The organism is Microbacterium lacusdiani, assembly GCF_054779895.1.
Map to the genome: position 1 here is coordinate 16,256 of NZ_BAAGXJ010000004.1, position 22,135 is coordinate 38,390.

The 22,135-nt window shown below is 72.9% G+C and carries 19 protein-coding genes; 11 read left to right on the top strand and 8 right to left on the bottom strand.

Features of this window, described 5'->3' with window-relative positions:
* On the bottom strand, positions 1-510 hold the full coding sequence (locus tag ACYVGN_RS05270; RefSeq protein ID WP_134746896.1) for a GNAT family N-acetyltransferase: 510 nt from the start codon (positions 508-510) through the stop codon (positions 1-3).
* Positions 511-655: 145 nt separating this feature from the next.
* Between ACYVGN_RS05270 and ACYVGN_RS05275 the strand changes: the two genes are divergently transcribed.
* The 3 genes from ACYVGN_RS05275 (at position 656) to ACYVGN_RS05285 (ending at position 3,593) form a co-directional block, all read left to right on the top strand.
* Positions 656-1,216: a thioesterase family protein gene (locus tag ACYVGN_RS05275; RefSeq protein ID WP_460789261.1), complete on the top strand. Its 561-nt coding sequence runs from the start codon at positions 656-658 to the stop codon at positions 1,214-1,216.
* A 65-nt stretch (positions 1,217-1,281) separates the two neighbouring features.
* Positions 1,282-2,154: a CHAD domain-containing protein gene (locus tag ACYVGN_RS05280; RefSeq protein ID WP_460789263.1), complete on the top strand. Its 873-nt coding sequence runs from the start codon at positions 1,282-1,284 to the stop codon at positions 2,152-2,154.
* Positions 2,155-2,237: 83 nt separating this feature from the next.
* Positions 2,238-3,593, top strand: coding sequence for a hypothetical protein (locus ACYVGN_RS05285; RefSeq protein WP_460789265.1), 1,356 nt, complete (start codon positions 2,238-2,240; stop codon positions 3,591-3,593).
* Here ACYVGN_RS05285 and ACYVGN_RS05290 read toward each other — a convergent pair.
* Genes ACYVGN_RS05290 through ACYVGN_RS05300 form a run of 3 tightly spaced genes read right to left on the bottom strand, consistent with a single transcriptional unit; the run spans position 3,590 to position 5,435 of the window.
* Positions 3,590-4,102: a hypothetical protein gene (locus ACYVGN_RS05290; protein WP_460789267.1), complete on the bottom strand. Its 513-nt coding sequence runs from the start codon at positions 4,100-4,102 to the stop codon at positions 3,590-3,592. The genes ACYVGN_RS05285 and ACYVGN_RS05290 overlap by 4 nt on opposite strands.
* Positions 4,099-4,689 carry a hypothetical protein gene (locus ACYVGN_RS05295; protein WP_460789269.1) on the bottom strand — a complete coding sequence of 197 codons (591 nt, stop codon included), beginning with the start codon at positions 4,687-4,689 and terminating at the stop codon, positions 4,099-4,101. The genes ACYVGN_RS05290 and ACYVGN_RS05295 overlap by 4 nt, the downstream gene beginning before the upstream one ends.
* On the bottom strand, positions 4,686-5,435 hold the full coding sequence (locus ACYVGN_RS05300; RefSeq protein WP_460789271.1) for a hypothetical protein: 750 nt from the start codon (positions 5,433-5,435) through the stop codon (positions 4,686-4,688). Before ACYVGN_RS05300 ends, ACYVGN_RS05295 begins: the two co-directional genes overlap by 4 nt.
* Before the next feature lie 116 nt (positions 5,436-5,551).
* Between ACYVGN_RS05300 and ACYVGN_RS05305 the strand changes: the two genes are divergently transcribed.
* The 4 genes from ACYVGN_RS05305 to rocD all read left to right on the top strand — a co-directional run bounded on the left by ACYVGN_RS05305 (position 5,552) and on the right by rocD (position 11,898).
* Positions 5,552-9,451: a proline dehydrogenase family protein gene (locus ACYVGN_RS05305; RefSeq protein WP_460789273.1), complete on the top strand. Its 3,900-nt coding sequence runs from the start codon at positions 5,552-5,554 to the stop codon at positions 9,449-9,451.
* A 60-nt stretch (positions 9,452-9,511) separates the two neighbouring features.
* Positions 9,512-9,715, top strand: coding sequence for a hypothetical protein (locus tag ACYVGN_RS05310; protein WP_055993497.1), 204 nt, complete (start codon positions 9,512-9,514; stop codon positions 9,713-9,715).
* A gap of 141 nt (positions 9,716-9,856) precedes the next feature.
* On the top strand, positions 9,857-10,723 hold the full coding sequence (gene ddaH, locus ACYVGN_RS05315) for a dimethylargininase (RefSeq protein ID WP_460789276.1): 867 nt from the start codon (positions 9,857-9,859) through the stop codon (positions 10,721-10,723).
* On the top strand, positions 10,720-11,898 hold the full coding sequence (gene rocD / locus ACYVGN_RS05320; protein WP_460789277.1) for an ornithine--oxo-acid transaminase: 1,179 nt from the start codon (positions 10,720-10,722) through the stop codon (positions 11,896-11,898). Before ddaH ends, rocD begins: the two co-directional genes overlap by 4 nt.
* 64 nt (positions 11,899-11,962) lie before the next feature.
* On the opposite strand, the gene ACYVGN_RS05325 is transcribed toward rocD, so the two are convergent.
* Positions 11,963-12,829 (bottom strand): alpha/beta fold hydrolase, encoded by an 867-nt coding sequence (locus ACYVGN_RS05325; protein ID WP_460789279.1) that lies wholly within the window; start codon positions 12,827-12,829, stop codon positions 11,963-11,965.
* A 77-nt stretch (positions 12,830-12,906) separates the two neighbouring features.
* Here ACYVGN_RS05325 and ACYVGN_RS05330 point away from each other — a divergent pair, with 77 nt between their 5' ends.
* Positions 12,907-13,329, top strand: coding sequence for a MarR family winged helix-turn-helix transcriptional regulator (locus ACYVGN_RS05330; protein WP_055993505.1), 423 nt, complete (start codon positions 12,907-12,909; stop codon positions 13,327-13,329).
* A 5-nt stretch (positions 13,330-13,334) separates the two neighbouring features.
* Positions 13,335-14,708, top strand: coding sequence for an MFS transporter (locus tag ACYVGN_RS05335; RefSeq protein ID WP_167626790.1), 1,374 nt, complete (start codon positions 13,335-13,337; stop codon positions 14,706-14,708).
* Between the two features lie 135 nt (positions 14,709-14,843).
* Here ACYVGN_RS05335 and ACYVGN_RS05340 read toward each other — a convergent pair whose 3' ends face one another.
* From ACYVGN_RS05340 to ACYVGN_RS05350, 3 genes are read right to left on the bottom strand one after another with little or no spacing between them, the layout of a single operon-like run.
* Complete coding sequence (locus ACYVGN_RS05340) at positions 14,844-15,689, bottom strand: transglutaminase family protein (protein WP_460789281.1); 846 nt, start codon at positions 15,687-15,689, stop codon at positions 14,844-14,846.
* A gap of 1 nt (position 15,690) precedes the next feature.
* Positions 15,691-16,623 carry an alpha-E domain-containing protein gene (locus ACYVGN_RS05345; RefSeq protein ID WP_134746112.1) on the bottom strand — a complete coding sequence of 311 codons (933 nt, stop codon included), beginning with the start codon at positions 16,621-16,623 and terminating at the stop codon, positions 15,691-15,693.
* Positions 16,617-18,371, bottom strand: coding sequence for a circularly permuted type 2 ATP-grasp protein (locus tag ACYVGN_RS05350; protein WP_460789283.1), 1,755 nt, complete (start codon positions 18,369-18,371; stop codon positions 16,617-16,619). The genes ACYVGN_RS05345 and ACYVGN_RS05350 overlap by 7 nt, the downstream gene beginning before the upstream one ends.
* Positions 18,372-18,469: 98 nt before the next feature.
* Between ACYVGN_RS05350 and ACYVGN_RS05355 the strand changes: the two genes are divergently transcribed.
* Together ACYVGN_RS05355 and ACYVGN_RS05360 are read left to right on the top strand one after the other, a co-directional pair.
* Positions 18,470-19,441 carry a helix-turn-helix domain-containing protein gene (locus tag ACYVGN_RS05355; protein WP_460789285.1) on the top strand — a complete coding sequence of 324 codons (972 nt, stop codon included), beginning with the start codon at positions 18,470-18,472 and terminating at the stop codon, positions 19,439-19,441.
* 139 nt (positions 19,442-19,580) lie between these two features.
* The gene (locus ACYVGN_RS05360; protein ID WP_460789287.1) at positions 19,581-22,127 is read left to right on the top strand and encodes a thrombospondin type 3 repeat-containing protein; all 2,547 of its coding nucleotides are present in this window, start codon (positions 19,581-19,583) and stop codon (positions 22,125-22,127) included.
* Positions 22,128-22,135: the final 8 nt, after the last annotated feature.

Genomic DNA, 22,135 nt, shown 5'->3' on the forward strand with positions numbered 1-22,135 from the left:
TCAGGGACGCACGTACCGCACCTCGGTGAGCGTCTCACCGAGGAACGGCTCGTCGCGCCGGGCGCCGTCGAGGCGGAAACCTCGCTTCTCGTAGAAGTCGCGGGCGCCGGGGTACCGCTCCGCCAGCCACAGGTACAGCGGCTCGCCGTCGTCCACGACCGCGTCGAAGAGCGCGCGGCCGATGCCCTTCCGGTGCCACGAGTCCAGCAGGTAGACGAAGTAGAACTCGCGCGGAGCCGGGGCGTCCTGATCGCGCGCGGGACCCGAGGCCGCGAAGCCCACGATCTCGCCGTTCACGAGCGCGGCGGCGTGCCGGATCTCGTCGCTCTGGGAGGTGTAGTGCGTCCACAGCTCCGCCATGCGGCGGGGTGAGACGTTCTCGAGGGTCGCGCTCGAGATGAGGCCGTCGTAGGTCTCGTGCCAGACCTTCGCGTGCACGCGGCCCATGGCCTCGGCGTCCACGTCGCGGATCGGTCGGATCAGCAGATCGGTGGGGGTAACGGTCGCCATGGCCAGACTCTACGCATCGTCCGCCCCGGCCGGAAATCGGCGCCGTCGAGCGGAGACATGCGCCCACCGGATCGGGCTGGGGCGCTTGTCGGAGCCGGACAACGGACGCCCCGGATCCGGGTCGGATGTGCCAGCATCGCGACCTGTGAACGTGATCTGGCGGACCCTCATCGCCATGCTCCGCGCGCGGCTGCGCCGCCGGCGCGAGGGGCCCCTTCCGATGACCGCGGTGGGACGCGTGCGTCTCACCACCCTGCCGACCGACATCGACGTGCTGCGCCACATGAACAACGGCCGCTACCTGTCCCTGTTCGACCTCGGCCGCTGGGACCTGATGATCCGCACCGACCTCATGGCGACCATGGACGAGCGCGGCTGGTACCCCGTCGTCAGCAGCGAGACGGTGACCTTCCGCAAGTCGCTGAACCTCTGGCAGCGGTTCGAGGTGCAGACGCGCTGGATCGGCCACGACGACCGCGCCCTCTACCTCGAGCACCGCGCCGTCGTGCGCGGCGAGATCTACGCCAGCGCGGTGATCCGGGCTCGGATGCTGCGGCGCAGCGGCGGGACCGTCCCGCTCGAGGAGGTCCTCGCGGCGGTGGACCTGCCCGACGAGCTGCCAGAGGTGCCCGCGTGGCTGCACGAGTGGGCGGAGCACGCGGCGCTGCCGTCGACGCGCCGTCCCGCGCCCAGCGACTGGCGCTGACCCCTTCCGGACGACCGGGCCCGGGGTGGTGCGCCGCCGCCCGGAACGCGGGTAGTTTCGGGCCCATGGCGAGCACGCTGACCGCGGGCGAGGCCTTCGCGGACGTCCTGGCGCGGCTGCACGACACCGTGGCCGATGCCGCGGAGGGCGTCTGCCGCTCGGGGGATCCCGAGCTGCTGCACGACCTGCGGGTGGCCGTGCGCCAGGCCCGCGCGGTGGTCCGGACCGGGCGCCGCGTGCTGACCAGGGAGGCGCGCGACCGCTGCCGGGCCGAGCTGGGGCGTCTCGCCGACCGGACCTCGCTGCTGCGCGACCTCGACGTGCTGCTCGCCGGGTTCGACGACCTGGAGGCCGAGGACGCCGCCGCGCTCGCCGCCGTGCGGGCCCGGCTGGTGCGGCGCCGAGCGAGCGCGAGGGGCGCGCTCGTGCGGACCCTGCGCTCGGCGCGCTTCGCCGCGCTGATGGCCGGATGGCGGCGCGACCTGGCCGTGCCCGGCGACGGCCCGGACGCCGCGCGGTCCGCGCGCCGGGTGGCGGGACGCTGCATCGCGACCGCGTGGAAGCGGGTCGCGCGCGTCGGCCGCGCGATCGACGACGCCTCGCCGGCCGAGCACCTCCACACCCTCCGCAAGCGCGCGAAGGAGCTGCGCTACCTGCTCGACCGGCTCGGAGGGCTGACCGACCCCGAGGCGCGCGACGCCCTGATCGAGATGCTCAAGCGCCTGCAGGACGTGCTCGGCGCGCACCAGGACGCGGTGGCGCAGCGGGCCCTGGTGCGCGAGGCCGCCGATCACGCGGGCGCCGCGGCGGCCGGCACGGAGCTCGATCGCGCGCTCGCGCAGCGGCAGGCGGCCGCCCGGGCCGGCTTCGCCGACGCGTGGGCCGAGCTCGACGGGTCGCGCAGCCGCCGCCTCGTCGCCGAGGTCACGGGAGACTGAGCACGCCTCGCCGTCTCGCGACGCAGAGGTGCCCCCATGCGCGGTCCTCGGTCCATACGGATCCCGCGCGGTACCGTGATCCCGTGCTCGGGATCCTCGCCACCACGGGGCGGCTGCTCGCGGCCCACTGGCCCGCGCTGCTCGCGTGGTACCTCGCGGGCACGATCGGGCACTATGCGGCGATCCAGCTCGCGGGCTGGGTGGGGGCCTTCAGCGACCTCGGCGGCGCGCTGCTGCTGCCGCTCGCCCCCATCGCACGCCTCGTCGCGTACGTGGCGATGTTCGCGGTCGTGCGCGACGGGCTGCGCCATCTCGACGCGCTCGTGCCGCGGTCCGTCGACCGCGCCGAGCGCCGGCGCGAGTTCGGGCGGATGATGCTCGGCGGCATGCTGCCGTTCATCGCGCTGTACACGGCGTACAGCTACATGACCGACGACATGTGGGCGTTCATCCTCCGTGCGCTGGAGGTGCGCACGGAGATCACGGCCGTCGAGGCCTTCGCCCCGCCGGAGGCCGGCGTGGCGCCGCGCGAGTGGGACTACGTCCCCGGCGAGATGGTGCTCTCCCCGGTGTCGATCGCGATCGTCGCGGCGGCGTTCGCGGTGCGGTGGCTGCTCGGGCGCGAGTGGGCGAAGAAGCGCCGCTGGCTGGTCCCCGTCACGGTGTACCTCGAGGGCCTCTGGGTCACGTTCACCTTCATGCTGCTGATCGACATCCTGAACGCGGTGCGCGGGTGGATCGCCGGACGCGTCGCGATGGTGTGGCTGGCCGACCTGCGCGAGTGGCTGGCCGAGGCGCTGTTCCCGGTCGTGTGGGTGTGGGACGGGCTGGTCTGGCTGGTCGGCGAGACGGGCGGCGTCGTGCTGCTGCCGATCGCCTGGCTGACCGTCGCGGGCACGATCTACGGCCACGCCGTCGCCGCGAAGGCCCCCGAGCTCTCGGGCATGGGGTTCGACCGCGTGAAGCGACGCTACGCATCACTGCGGGCGCCGTTCCGGCGCGTGGTGCGTGACGCGTCGAAGCTCACGACCTCGCGCTTCGAGCCGATCTGGAAGGCGATCGTGCTGATGTGGCGCGCGGGCCCCGTGCTCGTCGGCGGATACGTCCTGCTGTTCACGATCGTCGGGGCGCTCGAGGTGCCGGTGTGGTGGGCGATCACGCGCCTCATCGGGCCGCAGGACTTCGCGACGTTCTGGCTGGCGATCGGCAACTCGCTGGGCGAGATCCCGGAGATCCTGCTCCAGCCGATCGTGGTGGCCCTGGTCGCGGCCGCCTACGACGCCACGCTGCAGCGGCTGACGCCGTCGGCGCCGAGCTCGGATGCGCCGGTTCCGCCCGCTGCGGGTGCGCCGCCGGTCCCGGGCACACCGCCGGTGCCCGGTGCGCCGCCCATTCCAGGGGCGCCGCCGATCCCGCGCGCGCCGGGAGCGCGGGCCTAGTCGCCGACCTCGAGGCGCAGGAACCGCGGCAGCTCGTCCGCGACCACGAGCTCCGCGACGAACGGGCCCTCGGCATCCTCCGGGAGGAGGAACGGCGCCTCGATGAGGTACGGCGCGGTGCTGTCCGACGGGCAGTAGTCGGTTCCGTCCCAGTCGAGCGGTCCCGACGGCGATGACGCGCGCTCCCAGTGGCGAGCGCCGGAGGCCTCGCGCAGCGTGAGGTCGCACATCGGAGGCTCCGCGCCCGGCCGCACCGCGATCTCGACGACGACCACTTTCGCGTCAGCCGGGATCTGGTCGGTCAACTCGGCCGTCGCGTCCGTCAGCCGGGCGTCGCCGAACGTGGCGCCGGCGAACTCGACCGACTCGCCCTCGGGCACCTCGATCGGCGAGATCGGCCGGTAGCCGTAGTAGGTGATCCACTCCTGCCCGCCGATCACGATCACCGCGGCGGGGATCAGCGCGGCGAGCGCGCCCAGCGCGAGCCCGTTGCGGCGCCACCAGCTCATCGCGACCACTCCCGATCGGGGATCTCCGCGGGCGCGGCGAACGAGATCTGCGTCAGGTCGACCTCGTGCGTGACGACCGAGTCGAGCTGCCTGTTGATGTCGTCGTAGGCGAAGCTCACGACCGCGCGGCGATTCTGCGCGCTGTCCTCGAGCGCATCGGCGGGCAGCTCGAACGCGGCGGTCGCGGTGGCCGGCAGGCCGATCCGGAGGCGCTCTCGCGGCGCCGCGAACAGCGGGCGGTCGGTCGCGCGGTACGTGCGGTCGCCGATCCGCAGCTCGATGCGCTGCAGCGAGGCCGTGGCCTCCTCCGACACCGCCTCGGCCTCGAACTCCACGAGCAGCCACGGGCCCGGGCCGCTCCAGCCGTGCGCGTCGGACAGCTCGGATGCGCCCGACACCTCCAGGACCGTCAGGCGCAGGTTGCGCGCCTCCGCCGGCTCGCCGAGCGTCGCCACCACGGGGAACGGCTGCTTGGGGAAGTCGGTGTCCGGAGTCAGGGCCATGACGCCCCAGGCCGCGGCCACCAGGCCGACGCCGATGGCCCAGCGCCCGGCCGAGTGCAGGTGCGTCGCGCTCAGGGGGCTCATCCGCCGTCCTCCTCGCTGTCCGCGCCCGCTCCGACATCCTCGATCTCGAGGTCGACGTACGCGGCCGGGGCGGGATCCACCCAGCTGTGGTCGTCCTCGCTGCCGCCGAGCCGCGCCCAGTCGTACCGCTCGTAGTCGGACAGCGTGAGGCGCACGAGGTCGCCCGCGCCGAGCAGGTCGGCCGGGACGGGCCAGCTGACCACGACCTGCACGGGGACGTCCGGCTGCAGCCACGGCGCGAGGGTCGAGTCGTCGACGCGGGCGATCGAGCTGGTCGCCTCGTCGCCGGAGGGGCGCTCGGCGGGCGGCTCCTCGATCGTGAACGTCGCCTCGCTGAACTGCGAGCTGAGCAGCGGGTCGTCCGTGATGTTCTGCAGGGTCGCGACGACCGCCAGGACGCGCTCGCCCTCCTCCGGATAGGTGCCCGATCCGGGAAGCTCGTCGATCAGCACCGCCCGCTCGACCGTGATGTCGAACTGCTGGTTCGTGTGGGTCTCGCCCGCCGCGAGCACCGGCAGAGGCTCCGGCTCGGGAACCGGAGCGTCCGCGAGCCCGCCGAAGCCGGCCGTCGCGCCCAGGAACACGCACGTCGCGGCGACCGTGATCCACGTCGCGGGGACCTTTCCGGCCGCGACCTTGATCCACTGCCGCGGCGTCGTGCGCTTCTGCGCCGACGCGGGATCCTCGGGCGCCGCCGCGGGTGCGGCGACGTCGGCCGCGTGCGTCAACGCCTCCCCCTCGCGCATGTGGTCAGTATGCCCGTGCGCGCGCCCGCACGCGCGCGACAGAGGTGCCCACCGCCGTCCGCGGCACGGCGGTGGAGAACCCTGCGCGGCGCCGCGGGCCGACCTAGGCTGATCGCATGGCCGACGTCCTCGACCCGTCCTCGGGATCCGGCGCTCCGGATCCGGGCCCGCCCGCGCCTGCTCCCGCCGGATCCGGCGATCTCGTCGCGGACGCCGTCGCCCTGGCGCAGCGCTGGGTCAGCGAGGCGGCGCAGACCGAGACCGACGCCTCGGCGCGCCGGCTGGCCGGCGTGCTGCAGGACCCGAACGGCCTGCCGTTCACGCTGGGCTTCGTCGACGGCGTCATGCGCCCCGAGAGCCTCACGGCCGCGGCGGCGAACCTCAACCGGATCGCCCCACTCGTGCCGGACTTCCTGCCCTGGTACCTGCGCGGCGCCGTGCGCGCCGGGGGTGCGGTCGCGCCGGTGCTGCCCGTGGCGGTCGTGCCGGCCGCGCGCCGCATCCTGCGCGAGATGGTCGGCCACCTGATCGTCGACGCCCGCCCCGAGAAGCTCGGCCCGGCGATCGAGCGTATCCGCGAGAGCGGGGCGCGCCTCAACCTCAACCTGCTCGGCGAGGCGGTGCTCGGGGAGCAGGAGGCGATGCGGCGCCTCGCGGGCATCCACGAGCTGGTGCGGCGCCCCGACGTCGACTACGTGTCGGTCAAGGTGTCCGCCATCGCGAGCCACCTGTCGATGTGGGCGTTCGACGAGACGGTCGATCTCGTGGTCGAGCGGCTGCGCCCGCTGTACCTCACGGCGGCTGACCACGGCACGTTCCTCAACCTCGACATGGAGGAGTACCGCGACCTCGACCTGACGATCGCGGTGTTCCGGCGCCTGCTCGAGGACCAGGACCTCATGGACTACCGCGCCGGCATCGTGCTGCAGGCGTACCTGCCCGATGCCGTCCCCGCCCTGGAGAGCCTGACCGCGTGGGCGAACGAGCGGGTGGACGCGGGCGGCGCTCCAGTCAAGATCCGCCTGGTGAAGGGCGCGAACCTGCCGATGGAGCGCGTCGACGCGATCATGCACGGCTGGTCGCTCGCCACCCACGACTCGAAGCTCGACACGGACGCGTCCTACCTGCGGTGCCTCGACTTCGCCCTCCGGCCCGAGCACACGCGCGGGGTCCACGTGGGCGTCGCCGGGCACAACCTCTTCGACATCGCCTACGCGTGGCTGCTCGCGGGCGAGCGCGGGGTGAGGGACGACGTCGAGTTCGAGATGCTGCTCGGCATGGCGCAGGCGCAGGTCTCCGCCGTGTCCCGCGAGGTCGGCCACGTGCTCCTCTACGTCCCGGTCGTCCGGCCCGACGAGTTCGACGTCGCGATCAGCTACCTGGTGCGGCGCCTCGACGAGGCCGCGTCGGGCGAGAACTTCCTGTCCGCCGCGTTCGGCATGCACGAGGACCGCGCCCTGTTCATCCGGGAGCGGGACCGCTTCGTCGCCTCCGTGCGCCGCGCGGCCGATCCGACGCTGCCGACCGGGCCGAACCGGGCGCAGGACCGGGCCGAGGCGCCGGCCACGGACGCGGATGCGGCGGAGCGCGCGGACGACGATCTCACGCAGGCCGTGCTCGACATCGCGCGCGGATCCGGATCGCCGGCGCTCGGCGACGAGGAGATCGACGACCCGACCGTGGAGTTCCGCGGCCTCGGCGACGACTGGGTGGAGACCGCGGTGTTCGCGCGGCGCGAGGGCGCCCGCGCCGAGGGGGCGCCGGGCTTCCGCAACGCGCCCGACTCGGACCCCGCGCTGCCGGCGAACCGGGCGTGGGCCCGCGAGATCCTGGCGCGCATCCCCGGGTCGACCGCGGGCGATGCCACGATCGCGGCGGCGCGCGTGACCGACGCGGAGGCGCTCGAGGACCTCGTGGCCCGCGTGCGCGCCGCGGGGGAGGACTGGGGCCGGCGTCCGGCCGCCGAGCGCGGCGAGGTGCTGCGGCGCGCCGCCCGAGCGCTGGAGGCCCGGCGCGGCGAGCTGATCGAGGTCGCGGCGTCGGAGACCGGCAAGGTGTTCGCCGAGGCCGACACCGAGGTGAGCGAGGCCGTGGACTTCGCGAACTACTACGCCGCGACCGCGCGCGAGCTCGACCGGGTGCCCGGCGCGGTGTTCGAGCCGTCGCGCCTGACCGTCGTGACGCCGCCGTGGAACTTCCCGATCGCGATCCCCGCGGGCGGGGTGCTGGCCGCGCTCGCCGCGGGATCGGGCGTCGTGTTCAAGCCCGCCCATCAGGCCCGCCGCTGCGCGGCCGTGGTCGCCGAGGCGCTGTGGGACGCCGGCGTGCCGCGCGACGTCATGGCGCTCGTGCACCTCTCCGAGGGCGATCGCGGCTCCGGTGACCTGGGGCGCCGGCTCATCGCGCACGAGGCGGTCGACCGGGTCATCCTGACCGGCTCGTGGGACACCGCCAAGCTCTTCCGCGGCTGGCGTCCCGACCTGCCGCTGCTGGCCGAGACCAGCGGCAAGAACGCCATCGTCGTCACGCCGTCGGCCGACCTCGACCTGGCCGTGGCCGACCTGGTCAAGAGCGCGTTCGGCCACGCGGGCCAGAAGTGCTCGGCCGCGTCCCTCGCGATCCTGGTCGGCCCGGTCGCGCGGTCCAAGCGGTTCGCGCGGCAGCTGGTCGACGCGACCCGCTCCCTGCGGGTGGGCCCGCCGTCGGATCCGCTGTCGGAGATCGGCCCGGTCATCGAGGAGCCGACCGGCAAGCTCGAGTGGGCGCTCACCACGCTGGACGAGGGCGAGCGCTGGCTCGTGCAGCCGCATCGCGTGCGCGACACCGGATGGGAGGGGGAGGGCCGGTACTGGACGCCCGGCATCCGCACGGGCGTGCAGCCCGGATCCCGCTTCCACCGGGAGGAGTTCTTCGGCCCGGTGCTCGGCATCATGCACGCGCCGACCCTCGCGCGCGCGATCGAGCTGCAGAACGCCGTGGACTACGGCCTCACCGCCGGGCTCCACACGCAGGATCCGCACGAGCTGGCCCTGTGGCTCGAGACGGTCGAGGCGGGCAACCTGTACGTCAACCGCGGCATCACGGGTGCGATCGTGCAGCGGCAGCCGTTCGGCGGCTGGAAGCGCTCGTCGGTCGGCGCGGGGGCGAAGGCCGGCGGCCCCAACTACCTGATCGGCCTCGGATCGTGGCGCCCCTCGTCGGGCGGGCCGTCGGGTCGCTCGCTGCACCTGCGCGGGCTCGACACCCGGATCGCGGCCGTGATCGAGGCCGCCCAGCCGTCGCTGAGCTACGAGGAGTTCGACTGGCTGCGCCGCGCCGCGCTCTCGGACGCCGTCGCGTGGGACCGCGAGTTCGGCCGGGTCAAGGACGTCTCGCGGCTGGGCGTCGAGCGCAACCTGTTCCGCTACCGGCCCGTGCCGGTCGCCGTGCGGGCCACGGCGGACGCCACGTGGCAGTCGGTGCTGCGCGTCGTGATCGCCGGCGTCCGCACCGGCGGCGACTTCGTCCTGTCGACCCCGGTGGGACTCCCGGCGGCGGTGCGCCGCGCGCTCGGCCAGCTCGACGTCCCCGTGCACGTCGAGACCGACGACCAGTGGATCGATCGCATGAACGCAGTCACCTCCCCCCGGTCGTTGAGCGGAGCGAGCGCCAGCGAGCGGAGTCGAAACGGGCTGAGCGAGCGAAGCGGGCCGAAGCCGGAGCCGAAGCCGGCTCCCGACGAGCCCGAGCCCGAGCCCGGCGAGGGCGAGAGCGCCTCCGACGAGGACATGACCGACCTCCTCTCCGACCGCCCGCGCCCCTCCCGCGTGCGCCTGGTGGGCTCGCCCGAGTCGGTCGCCCGTCTCCACGCCGCGCTGGCCGAGGCGGTCGCCGGGGACCCGGATCTTGCGGTCTACGCGGGCGAGGTCACCACGGCGGGCCGGATCGAGCTGCTGCCGTTCCTGCGCGAGCAGTCCGTGACGATCACCGCCCACCGCTTCGGCAACCCCGACCGCCTCAGCGCCGACGTCATCTGACCACCCGGGCACCTCGGCGGCGTCCTTTCCCGGTGCGGGCGGCGCCGGTACCGTGGCGCCATGGAGATCCTGACCCTGAGCGGGGCGGCGCTGCTGGCGGCGATCCTGGGCGGCGCGGTGATGTGGCGGCTGCGTGAGCGGCGCCGGGCGCGCGACGCCGTGCGCGACGACACCCTGCGCGCCGGCACGGCCCCCGAGCAGTCGCCCGAGGCGGCCGCGCTGCGTGCCGAGGGCCGTTCGAGCTGGATGCGCCCGACGTTCTGACCTCGCGATCCGCCGTGCGGACATCCGGCGCGGATCCGGGCGTGCGTGCGAGAATGATCCCGGCGTGCCCGTGCCGTTGGCTTCTCACAGCTCCGCCGGGCCTCTGGACAGCGTCCGCCGCTATCTGAGCAGAGGAGCACCATGTCCGAAATCGCGACCGCGTCGATCTCGACCCCGCAGCGGATCCAGCACAAGCGTCGCTACCTGATGTGCCGGCCCGAGCACTTCACGGTGAGCTACTCCATCAACCCGTGGATGGAGCCCGCGAACCCCACCGACACCGCGCTGGCCGTGTCGCAGTGGCAGAAGCTGTACGACACGTACCTCGAGCTGGGCCACGACGTCGAGCTGATCGACCCCGTGCCGGGCTACCCCGACATGGTCTACACCGCCAACGGCGGCTTCCTGATCGACGGCATCGCCTACGGCCCGAAGTTCCGCTACGAGGAGCGCCAGGGCGAGGCCCCCGCGTTCATCGAGTGGTTCCGCGCGAACGGCTTCGACACGCGCGAGCCCGAGGAGGTCAACGAGGGCGAGGGCGACTTCCTGCTCGCCGGCGACGTGATCCTGGCCGGCACCGGCTTCCGCTCGACGGGCGACAGCCACGCCGAGGTCGCGCGCGTCTTCGGCCGCGAGGTCGTGAGCCTCACGCTGGTCGACCCGCGGTTCTACCACCTCGACACCGCCCTGGCCGTGCTCGACCCGATCGTCGAGGACGGCGCGGAGCCGGGCATCGCCTACCTGCCGCACGCGTTCGACGAGGCGAGCCAGGCCGAGCTGGAGCGCCGCTTCCCGAACGCGATCCGCGTGTCCGACGAGGACGGCGCCGTGTTCGGCCTGAATTCGGCGAGCGACGGCTACAACGTGATCATCTCGCCGCGCGCCAAGGGTTTCGAGCAGCAGCTGCGTGAGCGCGGCTACAACCCGGTGCTGGTCGACCTGTCCGAGCTGCTGCTCGGCGGCGGCGGCATCAAGTGCTGCACGCTCGAGCTCCGGGGTCGCAAGTGACCGCGGCGCTCGAGCCGAACGTCGCACACAACTACCACCCGCTTCCGGTCACCGTCTCGCACGGTGAGGGCGCGTGGGTGACCGACGTCGACGGCAAGCGCTACCTCGACATGCTGTCCGGCTACTCGGCGCTCAACTTCGGGCACCGGCATCCGGAGCTCGTGAAGGCCGCGCAGGATCAGCTGGGCCGGCTCACGCTGACCAGCCGCGCGTTCTTCAACGACCAGCTCGGCCCGTTCGCCACCGCGCTCGCGGAGCTGTGCGGCAAGGACCTCGTGCTGCCCATGAACACGGGCGCCGAGGCCGTGGAGACCGGCATCAAGGTCGCGCGCGCCTGGGGCTACCGGGTCAAGGGCATCCCGGCCGAGCAGGCGAAGATCATCGTCGCGCTCGGCAACTTCCACGGCCGCACCACGACGATCGTGGGCTTCAGCGACGACCCGACCGCGCACGACGACTTCGGCCCGTACGCGCCGGGCTTCGTCGCGGTGCCGTTCGGCGACGCGGACGCGCTCGAGGCCGCGATCGACGAGAACACGGCCGCCGTGCTGATCGAGCCGATCCAGGGCGAGGGCGGCGTCGTGCTGCCCCCCGACGGCTACCTGCGCCGCGTGCGCGAGGTCACGAAGGCCCGGAACGTGCTGTTCATCGCCGACGAGATCCAGTCGGGTCTCGGCCGCGTGGGCGAGACCTTCGCGTGCGACCGCGAAGGCGTCGTGCCGGACGTCTACCTGCTCGGGAAGGCGCTGGGCGGCGGCATCCTGCCGGTGTCGGCGGTCGTCGCGGACGAGGACGTGCTCGGGGTCATCCGGCCCGGCGAGCACGGCTCGACGTTCGGCGGCAACCCGCTCGCGTCCGCCGTGGGCCTGAAGGTCGTGGAGCTGCTGAAGACCGGCCGCTTCCAGGAGCGCTCGCGTCAGCTCGGCGAGCACCTGCGCGCCGGACTCGAGAAGCTCGAGGGCGTCACCGCGGTGCGCTCGGCCGGCCTGTGGGCGGGCATCGACATCGATCCGGCCGCCGGCACGGGACGCGAGGTCGCCGACCGCCTGCTCGCCCGCGGCGTGCTCGCGAAGGACACGCACGGCCAGACGCTGCGCATGGCGCCGCCCCTGGTGATCCGCGCGACCGAGATCGACTGGGCGCTCGAGCAGCTGGCGTTCGCCCTGAAGGGCTGACACCGCCCGCGTTCCGGTGCGGATGCGCCCTTCTCGAGTCTCGTCAGGGCGCATCCGCACCGGATCACGCCGGGAAGCGCCGGTCCAGCCAGGCGAGCAGGTCGGCGCGCACCTGGGCCTGCTGCACCTCGTTGAAGATCTCGTGGCGCGCGCCCGGGTAGACGAGCGTGGTGATGTCCTCGAGGCCCGCGCGATCGCGGTAGGCCCGCGCGAGCCGGTGCACCGAGAGCGGCCCCGCCACCGGATCGTCGCTCCCCACCATCAGCAGCACGGGGATGTCGTGACCCGCGACGGCGCGGAGGCCGCGTCGCGGCAGGCCGTAGATGCGTGCGCCCTCCACGACGCCGAAGAGCTTCTGGATCGGCACGTCCGTCGCCAGCGGGTCGTCGAGGAACGCCCGCCCGACCGCCGCGTCGGTCGACAGCCACTCCGCGCCCGTCGCATCCGGGCCCTTCCACCGCGCGTTGAGCGGCAGGAAGTTCAGCGACGTCGGCGTCCGCAGGCCCGACCCGCTCAGGATGACCGCGTCGTACGCGGCCGGGTCGAGGTTCAGCAGGATCTGGGCCAGGAACGACCCCCACGAGTGGCCCAGCAGGATGAGCGGCAGGCCCGGATTCGCGTCCCGGATGATCCGCGTCAGCTGCGCGCACGCCGCGACCGCGGCGCGGTGGCCGCCGACGCCGAGGCGCCCGAGCTTCGCGGCATCGCCGTGCTGGCGCATGCCGGTGCGCCCGTGGCCGCGGTGGTCGTCGGCGTAGACCGTGAAGCCCGCCCCCACGAGGGCGTCGATGAGCGCGGCGTAGCGCCCCGCGTGCTCGCCCACCCCGTGCAGCAGCTGCACGACCCCGCGCGGGGTGTCGGCGCGGTGGACGTCATAGACGATCTCGACGCCGTGGTCGTCGACGAAGTGCAGGTCCCGTTCTGACGGCATGGCCCGATCCTGCCACTCCCGCTGAGCGGAGCCCGCCAGATCCTTAACCTAACTAATGAGTTAGGCTAAGGAACACGATGCCAGATCTCTCCTCCGACGCCTCCGAGATCCGCGCCGCCACCTTCCGCCTCGCCCGCCGACTGCGGCAGCAGCGCGCGGTCACGACGATGTCGGACGGTCAGTTCGCGGTGCTCGTCGCGCTCAAGCTGCACGGCCCCCACACGCTGACGGCGCTCGCCGAGCGCGAGGGCGTGACCGCGCCGTCGATGAACCGCACCGTCAACTGCCTCGAGGAGGAGGGGTACCTCACCCGCGAGCCCGACGCCGACGACCGTCGCAAGGTCAACATCGCGATCACCCCGACCGGCCTGGAGGTCGTCGAGGAGACCGTCCACCGGCGCGACGAATGGCTCGCCCGGGTGCTGGCCGACCTGCCCGACGGCGACCGCGAGACGCTCCGCGCGGCCGCGAAGATCATCCTGAAGGTCATCGAGCGATGAGTGCCATGTTCCGATCCTTCGCCTCCTTCAACTACCGCGTCTGGTTCATCGGCGCGCTCGTGTCCAACATCGGCGCATGGATGCAGTCCACCGCCCAGAGCTGGGTCGTGCTGACGCAGCTGACCGACAACGACGCGGGCGCCATGGGCGTCACGATGGCGCTCCAGTTCGGCCCGCCGCTGCTCCTCGTGGGCCTGTCGGGCCTGGTCACCGACCGCTTCGACCGGCGCCGCATCCTGCTGATCACGCAGTGCGTGCTGCTGCTGTTCTCGCTCGCGATCGGCATCCTGCTGCTCGCCGGCCTCATGACGCTGCCGCTCATGTACGCGTTCGCGCTCGCGACCGGCGTGGTGCTCGCGTTCGACAATCCCGCGCGCCAGGCGTTCGTGTCCGACCTCGTGCACCGCGAGAACGCGTCCAACGCGGTCGCGCTCAACGCGGCGTCGTTCAACGGCGCCCGGATGATCGGCCCGGCCGTCGCGGGCCTGCTGATCGTGGCCGTCGGCACCGGATGGGTGTTCCTGATCAACGTCATCGCCTACGCCGGAATGCTGATCGCGCTGGCGGTCATCCGGACCGGAGAGCTGATCCCGCGCAAGCGGGCGGACGCCTCGGCGCGCCTCGCCGACGGCTTCCGCTACGTCGCGCGCCGCCCCGACCTGCTCGTGATCTTCGCGATGGTCTTCCTGATGGGCGCGCTCGGCATGAACTTCCCGATCTTCGCCTCGACGATGGCGCTCGAGTTCGGCGAGGAGGCCGACGGCTTCGGCCTGCTCAGCTCGATCCTCGCGATCGGCTCGCTCGCCGGCGCCCTGCTGGCGGCCCGCCGCGCCCGCGCCCGCCTGCGCGTGGCCATCCTGGCGACCGGCGGCTTCGGCGTCGTGTCGATCGTGTCGGCGTTCATGCCGCTCTACTGGCTCTACGCCCTCTGCCTCGTGTTCGTCGGCTTCACGGTCGTGACGACCCTGACCACGGCGAACGGGTACGTCCAGACCACGACGGACGCGTCGCTGCGCGGCCGCGTGCTCGCGCTCTACGTCGCGATCCTGATGGGCGGCACCCCGCTCGGCGCCCCGCTGGTGGGCTGGGTCGCGGCCGAGTTCGGCCCGCGCGTCGCGATCCTGGTCGGCGCGGCGGGAGGCCTGGCCGCGTGCGCGATCGGCCTCACGTGGGTCATCGCGTCGGGCCGCCTGCACCGCCGCCCCGAGGACGAGGGCTTCGGGCTCGTGCTCGACGAGACGCGCCCGATCTCGGTCATCACGCGCCCGCAGCCGACGGTCGCGCCCGAGGAGTTCAGCAACGAGGGCGCGCAGACCACGCCCATCCGCCTGGGCGAGCGCGACGACCTCGACACCGGCTCCGTGCCCGTCCGCCGCTGAGGCCCGCGGCGGGCTTGGGTCGTTTCGACTCCGGCTCGTTCCTCGCCTCCGCTCAACGACCGGGGTCCGGAGCCGCCGGTCGTTGAGCGGAGCGACGAAGGAGCGGAGACGAAACGGCCGAAGCCGCTTCCCACCTCACGCCTCGCGGGTGATGGTCACCGTGACGTAGAGCTCGCTCTTGTGCGGGCCGGCGTAGACGCCGCGCAGCGGCGGAACGTCGTTGTAGTCGCGGCCGCGGCCCACCAGCACGTGGCGGTCGCCGATCTCGATGCCGTTCGTCGGGTCGTAGGCCTGCCAGTCGCCGGCCCACCACTCGATCCACGCGTGGGACTCGCCCTTCACGGCCTCCCCGACCTCGGCGCTCGGCCGCGGGTGCAGGTAGCCCGACACGTAGCGCGCGGGGATGCCCACCGACCGCAGCGCCCCGAGCGCGATGTGCGTGATGTCCTGGCACACGCCCTTGCGGGCCTCCCACGCCTCGGCGCCGGTCGAGTGCACCTCGGTGACCCCGGGCATGTACTCGACGGCCTCGCCGATCGCGGTCGCGATCGCGTGCGCCGCCTCGCTCGGGTTGTCGTGCGCGTCGGCGATGCGCCGGGCGATCTCCGACACCTCGGGATGCGGCTGCGTCCGCGCGGTCTGCACCAGCATCTCGACGGTGTCGATGGACCGCTCGGCGTCCCGCCTCAGGCGCTCCCACGTGGTGTCGGCATGCTCGATCGGGCGCGGACGCACCTCGACCAGGCTGCGCGACACGATCCGCAGCTCGTCGTGGGGCGAGAGCACGTCGAACGACGTCACCCGCGTGCCGAAGTAGTCGACGTAGGAGTTGATCGCGGCCGTGGGGTGGATGTCCAGACCCGACGACAGCACGAACTGGCTGTCCGTCGTGCCCGGCAGCATCCGCGCCTCGTTGTACGACGCCGCGACCTTGCCGGCGTAGCGGAAGCCGGTCTCGTGTTCGATCCGGAGCCTCTTCACGTCAGGACACCTCCCCGATCCACGTCGGCTCGACCTGCGTCGGGAAGAACCGCTGCCGGATGGCGTCCGACGCCTCGCGCGTGACGTGCTGCACGCGATCCATGTGCTCGGGCAGCTCGCTGAGGATCTCTCCGATCGGGCGGTACTCGAGGTCGTTCCGGATGCGGCCCAGCGCCCGCAGCACGGTGTTCGAGTGGCCCACGCGGTCGGCCGTCGGGTCGATCGCCTGCATGCACTGCTCGGCCTGCGAGATCGAGAAGATGATCGACCGCGGGAACAGGCGGTCGAGCAGCAGGAACTCGGCCGCGTTCTTGGCGCTCGGCATGCCGCGGTAGGTGCGCAGGTACGGCTCGTACGCGCCGCACGAGCGCAGGATGGTCGTCCACGACGGCCCGGACGCCTGCGTCAGCGAGCGCGTGGCGAGCAGGCGCGCGGTCATGTCGGCCCGCTCGATGCTGCGGCCCAGCGTGAAGAACTGCCACGACTCGTCGCGGCTGGTCGACGAGTCCGCGATCCCCACGGCCAGCGCGGCGCGCTCGCGCACCCACTGGAAGAACTCGTGCGCCTTCTCCGACTGCAGGCGGCGCGGCATCCGGGCCCGGGTGGTGTTGAGGCACTCCCACAGCTCGGTGGAGACGATCTCGCGCGCGCGGCGGGCGTTCTCGCGCGCGGCGGTGAGCGAGTACGCGATGCTCGACGGCGTGCCGCGGCTCACCGCCAGGTACTCGAGCACGTGCTCGCGGCGCACCTGGTCGACCTCGCCGGGGGCGATGGCGCCCATCACGGCGAGCAGGGACCGGCACGCGGTGTCCTCGTCGATCCACGGGTCCTCGAGCAGCAGCTGCAGGTGCACGTCGAGGATCCGCGCCGTGCCGTCGCTGCGCTCGATGTACCGCCCGATCCAGAACAGCGACTCGGCGATGCGGCTCAGCATGATCCCTCCCCCGCCCCGGATCCATGTCTCACTTCGGGCCGGAATAAGGGGTGTTCAGCGGCCGAAAGTGAGACATGGGAGCCGGGCAGGGAGCGGCCCTGCTGCTGCTGCTCGCTCTGGGCCATGGATCCCGGATCGTCGTGCGGCGAGTGCGCGACCTCGTCCTGCGGGTCGTAGATGATCGGGATGGCCTGCGTGACCGTCGCGGCCTGGTCGGCCACGAGGCCGGCGAGCCCCGTGCCCTGGCCGTACTCGACGTGCTCTGGAGCGGTGCCGCCGACGACCCAGGTGTCCTTCGATCCGCCGCCCTGGCTGGAGTTCACGACCAGCTGGCCCTCCGGCAGCGCCACGCGCGTCAGGCCGCCGGGCAGCACCCACACGTCGCTGCCGTCGTTCACGGCGAACGGGCGCAGGTCGGCGTGGCGGGGGCGCATCCCGTCCTCCACGAGGGTCGGGATCGTGGACAGCATCACGACCGGCTGCGCGATCCAGCCGCGCGGGTCCGCGATGAGGCGCTTGCGGAGCTTCTCGAGCTCGGCGGGCGAGGCATCCGGCCCGACGACCAGGCCCTTGCCGCCCGATCCGTCGACCGGCTTCACGACCAGCTCATCGAGGCGGTCGAGCACCTCCTCGAGCGCACCCGGATCCTCCAGGCGCCACGTGTCGACGTTCTTCAGGATGGGCTCCTCGCCCAGGTAGTACCGGATGAGGTCGGGCACGTACGTGTACAGCAGCTTGTCGTCGGCGACGCCGTTGCCGACCGCGTTCGCGATCGCGACGTTGCCGAGCCGCGCGGCGAGCAGCAGCCCGGGGGCTCCGAGCATCGAGTCGGCCCGGAACTGCAGCGGGTCGAGGAAGTCGTCGTCGACGCGGCGGTAGATCACGTCCACGCGGCGCAGGCCCCGGGTGGTGCGCATGTAGACGCGGCCGCCCGTGCATACCAGGTCGCGGCCCTCGACCAGCTCGACGCCCATCAGGCGCGCGAGCAGCGTGTGCTCGAAGTACGCGGAGTTGTACACGCCGGGCGTCAGCACGACCACATTGGGCTCGTCGATGCCGGGGGGAGCGGCCGCCTTCAGCGCCGCCAGCAGCTTGTTCGGGTAGTCGCCCACCGGCCGCACCTGCATCGAGACGAACAGCTCGGGCAGCGTCTGCGCCATGACCCGGCGGTTCGAGATGACGTAGCTGACACCGCTGGGCACGCGCACGTTGTCCTCGAGCACGCGCATCTCGCCGTGCTCGTCGCGGATCAGGTCGATGCCGGCCACCTGGATGCGCACGCCGTTCGCCGGATGGATGCCCGCGGCCTGGCGGTAGAAGTACTGCGACGAGGCGATCAGCGCGGCTGGCAGCACCCCGTCGCGCACGCAGTAGCGGCGGCCGTACGCGTCCTCCAGGAACGCCTCGAGCGCCTTGACGCGCTGCTTCACGCCCGCCTCGACGCGTGCCCACTCGTCGTACGCGATCACCCGCGGGACCGGGTCGATCGGGAAGGGCCGCTCCTCGCCCGCGAAGTCGAACGTGACTCCCTGCGCGAGGTAGCTGGAGGCGAGCGACTCGGTGCGCCCGCGGAGCTCGTCCTGCGTCATGCGCGCGAGCGCGTGGTACAGCTCGCGGTAGGCCGCGCGGGCCTCCGCCGTGTCGCCGGAGCCGGCCGGCTGGCCGAACATCTCGTCGAACGCGGGCAGGCCCTGAGGTGTCTTGCGCGGAGCGAGCGTCGATCCGTAGCCGTCGAACAGGTCCCCCATGGGGCGAGCGTACCGGGGAGTCAGGTTGCGGCGATGTTTCGGGTGTGGGGCACACTGAAGTGCGCGTCGCGCGGGCGCGCCGGACGTCGGGAGGACGCATGCTCGAGGCCCTCGGTTTCGGCAGAGCGGAGGCCGAGCTCTACGAGCTGCTGGTGACGCGCGGCCGGCTCGCGCTCGACGACGTGCTGGCGCTGGGCGAGCGCGAGGCCCAGCGGATCGCGCTCGAGACGCTGGAGAGCCGGGGCCTGGTCCGCCGGGCGGCGGGGCCCGAGCCCGTGTACGTCGTGGCGCCGCCCGAGTACGCGATCGACGTCCTGGTCGCCGAGCAGATGGCGGCGCTGCGCCAGGTGCGGGCGCGCGCCACAGAGCTCGCCGCCCGGGTCCGCGCGGCAGATCGCGGCGACGACGCGGCGTCGCTGATCGAGGTCGTGTCCGGGCCGGGATCGGCACGGCAGCTGTTCCGGCAGGTCGTGCGCAGCGCCCGCGAGGAGATCGCGGTGTTCGACCGGCCTCCCTACGCCACTCCGCCGGAGGAGATCGAGGAGGTCCGCGAGGAGCAGGCGCGCCGGTTCCAGACCGACGGCGTGCGGATCCGGACCGTGTTCGACCGCGGGCTGCTGGACGACCCCGTCGAGGTGCGGCGGATCATGAACGGCGTGCGCGGCGGCGAGCAGGCGCGCGTCGCCCCCGTGCCGCTCAAGCTCGCCATCATCGACCGGGAGTGGGGGATGCTCCCGCTGCTGCAGTCCGACGCTGGGGCCGCCGAGGCGGTCGTGATCGTGCGGCGCTCGGTGCTGCTCGACTCGATGATCGCCCTCTTCGAGTCCGTGTGGGCGCAGGCATCCGAGATCCGGCCCGGTGACGACGACGCGGTGCGGGAGTCCGACGAGGCCGACCTGCGCGAGCTCGCGCGACTGCTCGTCGCGGGCATGACCGACCTCTCCATCGCCCACCACCTGGGGCTCAGCGAGAGGACCGTGCGCCGCCGCACGAAGGAGCTGCTGGACGAGCTCGGGGCGCAGTCGCGGTTCCAGGCGGGAGCGATCGCGGCGAAGCGCGGCTGGATCTGATCGTTCCGACCGAAAACTGGCCGCCAGCGGACATTGGCCGGATCCGGTCACGAGGTCGGGAGTAGCGTGCCCACCACCTGGCCGAGCGTCGGGCCCGCCCCGATGCGACGCCGCCCCTTCTCAGTGAAGAGAGCGTCCTATGCGCCGTCGTCTGCCCCGCGTCATCCTGGTCCTCCTCGCCGCCCTCGCCTTCGGAGCCGCGTCCTGGGTCGCCCCCGTCGCGGCGACCGCGGCGCCCTCCGAGGACTACGTCGGCCCCTACTACGGCGACGGGAACCTGCCGCCGGGCTGCATCAAGGACTACAGCCGCGACAACCCCGACAACATCTGCTTCCACGGCAAGACCGGCCTGAACACGCTGGACAGCCCGAAGATCGACGTGGCGGTGCTGGTGCCCGCCTCGCCCACGGCCGAGCGCGACCTGCGCATCATGCGCCAGGCCGCCGAGGCCTGGGAGGGCGGCATCGAGTACCTCGCCGACCAGATGGGGCTGGACTGGCTGCGCGACGGCGTCGAGTGGACCATCAGCACCGACATCGTCGGCCTCACGGACGGCGCGGTGCCGAGCACCTACCCGCTGTACGACCCGGAGATCGTGATCATCGCCACCAACCCGGTCGGCGGCATCGGCATCGGCATCGACCCGACGTACCTGACCGACTCGATCGGCCTCATGGACGAGAACGGCGTGCCGTGCCACAGCATCCCGAACCCGTTCTCGCTCGACACGTGGGAGGGCATGCCGGGCTACGACGGCCACCACGGCGACGGCGCCGGCTACTACGTCGAGGACTGCGGCGGCGCCGGCGGCAACGTCTGCTTCTCGGTCAACGGCGCGATCGACCCCGTGCCCGGCACCACGGACACCTTCTCGCTGTTCGACCTCGTGCTGCACGAGACCGGCCACTGCCTCACGCTCGGCCACGTCGGCGACGGCGCCGAGGGCGAGTGGGGCCCCGTGCCCACGACCGACATCATGGCCTACAGCGCCGACCCCGCCGGGCAGAGCAAGTGCGTCTCGACGCTGAACGTCGAGGGCTTCGCGGCGCGGATGAGCCACTACCTCGACGTGAACGGCGACCAGGCGGTCGACGAGCACGACCATCTGCACGTCAACGACCAGCAGGGCGACGGGAACCCGTTCCAGGTGCAGCACCCGGACAACCACCTGTACGCCTCGAGCACCGGATCGGTGTGGGACTGCCCGCAGCCCGACCTCGGCCTGGTCCCGGCGGCGGAGCCGGTGGACTGGACGCCCGAGCCCGTGAGCTCGTACGAGAACGTGCTCACGGTCGACTCGCCCGAGCACGGGCACGAGACCGCCGACGGCCACGTGCATGTCGCGGGCACGGTCGAGCGCCTGCCGCTGGGTGACGAGCCCGTCGCCACGTCGGTCGCGATCGACGACCCCTCGGGCGACGCCAGTTCGGACCTCACCGACATCGAGCGCGTCGACGTCGAGGTGACGCCTCTCACGGTGGACGTGGTGATCCAGGCGGCCGAGCTGTGGCCGGCCGACTCGACGAGCCTGACCAAGTTCGGCGTCGCGATCGACGGGCGCGAGATCGAGTCGTGGCTCGCCGAGCCGGGCGCCTCGAGCGACGTCGTCACGTACGACCACTCGATGGAGCGCACGCTCCCGAGCGAGTGGTCGCAGTGGGACGCCGTGAGTGACACCGTCACGTTCCGGATCCCGCGCAGCTACCTCGCCGCGGCATCCGTCACCGCGCCGTACGACGTGTTCGCCCTCTCGGGGCTGAAGGCGCCGACCCGCGCCTGGACCGTCGTGCAGGACGACCGCGCTCCGGACGCCGGCCAGGTCGGCGTCGCGGCTCCGGAGGGGACCGAGCCGGCCGCGTCGGCGGGCGACGGCGGCGCGACCGGCGGCACCGAGGCCGGCAGCCTGATCGACACGATCGTGCTGGAGCACCCGGACGGCAACACCTTCACGGTGACCGATTCGACGCTCGGCGAACTGGACGCGACCATCCAGCACCACACCCTCACCGTGCCCGAGCGGAGCGACGTCGAGGTGCGGCTCGAGTGGGCCGACGCGAGCGACCTCGACATGTTCATCACCGGAGCGGCATCCGGTCGCTCGGCGAGCTCCTCCCAGCCCGAGGTCGTGCTTCTCGAGGGCGTCACGGGCACGCTCGACATCGCGATCGACCCGTACCTCGTCGTGGGCGTGCCGGAGACGGCATACACCCTGACAGCCACGATCGTGCCGGCGCCCGGCGATCCGGGCGGCGAGCCCGAGCCCGGTACCGGAGCCTCGCTGGCGAACGAGCACGTGCGCATCTCCGTCGACGGCGCCGAGGTCGCGGTGATCGACGTCGACACCACCGGAGGCGACCGGGCGGACGTGTTCGCTGCGGACGTGCACGTCCCGATCGGCGTCCACGAGATCGGGATCGTGTGGGAGCGCGACGGAGGGGTCTTCCAGACCGCGACCCGCACGGTCGTGCACACCGCCCCGGGCGTCGACCGCGACGGCGACGGCATCGCGGACGCGTCGGACAACTGCGAGCGCCAGCCCAACGCCTCGCAGGCCGACCTGGACGGCGACGGCGCGGGCGACGCGTGCGACGGCGACATCGACGGCGACGGGCACAGCAACGCCAAGGAGCGCGCGCACGGCACCGACCCGTACGACGCGGCCTCGCAGCCCACGCGCCGGGTCTGACCCCGGGG

Excerpts from the sequence above, each read along its gene's own strand:
- ACYVGN_RS05290 (WP_460789267.1), bottom strand. The coding sequence starts at position 4,102 with ATGAGCTGGTGGCGCCGCAACGGGCTCGCGCTGGGCGCGCTCGCCGCG.
- ACYVGN_RS05325 (WP_460789279.1), bottom strand. The coding sequence starts at position 12,829 with ATGCCGTCAGAACGGGACCTGCACTTCGTCGACGACCACGGCGTCGAG.
- ACYVGN_RS05360 (WP_460789287.1), top strand. The coding sequence starts at position 19,581 with ATGCGCCGTCGTCTGCCCCGCGTCATCCTGGTCCTCCTCGCCGCCCTC.
- ACYVGN_RS05295 (WP_460789269.1), bottom strand. The coding sequence starts at position 4,689 with ATGAGCCCCCTGAGCGCGACGCACCTGCACTCGGCCGGGCGCTGGGCC.
- ACYVGN_RS05355 (WP_460789285.1), top strand. The coding sequence starts at position 18,470 with ATGCTCGAGGCCCTCGGTTTCGGCAGAGCGGAGGCCGAGCTCTACGAG.
- ACYVGN_RS05300 (WP_460789271.1), bottom strand. The coding sequence starts at position 5,435 with ATGCGCGAGGGGGAGGCGTTGACGCACGCGGCCGACGTCGCCGCACCC.
- ACYVGN_RS05305 (WP_460789273.1), top strand. The coding sequence starts at position 5,552 with ATGGCCGACGTCCTCGACCCGTCCTCGGGATCCGGCGCTCCGGATCCG.
- ACYVGN_RS05270 (WP_134746896.1), bottom strand. The coding sequence starts at position 510 with ATGGCGACCGTTACCCCCACCGATCTGCTGATCCGACCGATCCGCGAC.
- ACYVGN_RS05280 (WP_460789263.1), top strand. The coding sequence starts at position 1,282 with ATGGCGAGCACGCTGACCGCGGGCGAGGCCTTCGCGGACGTCCTGGCG.
- ddaH (WP_460789276.1), top strand. The coding sequence starts at position 9,857 with ATGTCCGAAATCGCGACCGCGTCGATCTCGACCCCGCAGCGGATCCAG.
- ACYVGN_RS05330 (WP_055993505.1), top strand. The coding sequence starts at position 12,907 with ATGCCAGATCTCTCCTCCGACGCCTCCGAGATCCGCGCCGCCACCTTC.
- ACYVGN_RS05310 (WP_055993497.1), top strand. The coding sequence starts at position 9,512 with ATGGAGATCCTGACCCTGAGCGGGGCGGCGCTGCTGGCGGCGATCCTG.
- ACYVGN_RS05350 (WP_460789283.1), bottom strand. The coding sequence starts at position 18,371 with ATGGGGGACCTGTTCGACGGCTACGGATCGACGCTCGCTCCGCGCAAG.
- ACYVGN_RS05345 (WP_134746112.1), bottom strand. The coding sequence starts at position 16,623 with ATGCTGAGCCGCATCGCCGAGTCGCTGTTCTGGATCGGGCGGTACATC.
- ACYVGN_RS05335 (WP_167626790.1), top strand. The coding sequence starts at position 13,335 with ATGTTCCGATCCTTCGCCTCCTTCAACTACCGCGTCTGGTTCATCGGC.